The organism is Delftia sp. ASV31, from assembly GCF_016428765.1.
Lineage (GTDB): Bacteria > Pseudomonadota > Gammaproteobacteria > Burkholderiales > Burkholderiaceae_C > Comamonas > Comamonas acidovorans.
Map to the genome: position 1 here is coordinate 1 of NZ_JAELTK010000188.1, position 1,505 is coordinate 1,505.

At 50.2% G+C, this 1,505-nt stretch carries 2 protein-coding genes; both read left to right on the forward strand.

The genetic code is table 11. The features are described 5' to 3' along the window. The first annotated feature begins 153 nt into the window (after positions 1 to 153). Positions 154 to 993: an SGNH hydrolase domain-containing protein gene (locus JHD82_RS28920; protein ID WP_199140329.1), complete on the forward strand. Its 840-nt coding sequence runs from the start codon at positions 154 to 156 to the stop codon at positions 991 to 993. 42 nt (positions 994 to 1,035) lie between these two features. Further along, the coding region (locus tag JHD82_RS28925) for a bifunctional 2-polyprenyl-6-hydroxyphenol methylase/3-demethylubiquinol 3-O-methyltransferase UbiG (protein WP_199140331.1) at positions 1,036 to 1,505 on the forward strand (470 nt) is incomplete at its 3' end.

The following is a 1,505-nucleotide window of genomic DNA, read 5'->3' on the forward strand; positions in this document are numbered from 1 at the left end:
CCCCCCCCCCCCCCCCCCCCCCCCCCCCCCCCCCCCCCCCCCCCCCCCCCCCCCCCCCCCCCCCCCCCCCCCCCTTTTTTCTAGCAGAAGTCGGCATACGAGATCAACGTCAGCGTCTCGTGGCTCGGAGATGTGTATAAGAGACAGTGGCAGATGCTTGCTGCAGTTTCTTTGATTTTGATCGTCAATTCTCAGTTGCTGCGCTGGAATGCCCATGCCCAGGAGGTCTTGTCGATCGAAGATAATTCAAGGTACGTGCAGGCCAAGAATGATGCCCCTATGATTTATGGCTTTGGCTGTGATGATTGGTTCCACAGTTCCGAGCTGAAGCCCTGTGTTTTTGGTGAGGATTCGGCAAAGAAGACGGCAGTAATATTTGGCGACAGTATCGGCGTTCAATGGTTCTCTACTTTGGCGGCAATGTATGACCCTCACCAATGGAAAATCGTCGTGCTGACGAAATCTTCATGTCCCATGGTGGATGAGGTATTTTTTTATCAACGCATAGGGCGTGAATACACTGAATGCGAGGAGTGGAGAAACAAGGCCATCGAATGGCTGCAGGCCAGGAAAGTAGATAATATATTTCTGGGAAGTACGGCTTCTAGTGATTTCACGGAGAAGCAATGGACGGAAGGGACTGGTCGGATTCTGGAAAGGCTCTCTCGAAGTGCTGATGCAATTTACGTGATTGAAGCCAATCCTACGCTTGGTTTTAATGGGCCGGATTGCTTGATAAAAGAAAAAAGGGAAGGGGGGCATAAATGCCAATCCCTCTCGGAAAACTCCCAATATTCCAGAGTCGCTTCTTTTTTAAAAAGTGTTGTGGATAAATACCCGAAAGCCCACTGGATTGAGACCGCCAGCTTTGTATGCCCTGAGGGCCTGTGCCGAGCAATTCGCAACCACACTGTGGTGTTCAGGGATGCACAGCACTTGACGGCAACGTTTACGGCGAAGGCGGCTATGCATTTTTCCAATCAGATGAGATGAGTACTTTCGTCAAAAATATCTATGTACTGAAGCAATCTGAATATGAAAAAGCAGCCAAAACTCATACTTAGGGAATCCGCAGTATGGGACATGACAAGAAATTTTATACCGGGCTCTTTCGTGGAGATGGGCGCGGGAACGGGACACATGGCAAGTCTTTTCCTTGCTAGGGGATTTCATGGTGCTTGCCATGCCATGGGAGATAGCAGTCGCGACTTGATCCGAAAAAGATTTGAGAATGACAGGGATAGACTTCAGGTGGTTGACGAGCTATCGGAGCTTTCTGTCGATTATTTTGATTATCTGATGGCGTTCGAAGTGCTTGAGCACGTACCAGAAGACGGGGAGGTGCTTTCTCAGTGGTTGGAATATCTCAAGTCGGGTGGGATTTTTATCGCGTCTGTTCCTGCTCATCAGCGGAAATTTGGGCGATCCGACGAGATTGTCGGGCATGTTCGGCGGTATGAAAGCTGTCTCTTATACACATCTGACGCTGCCGACGAAATGCGAAC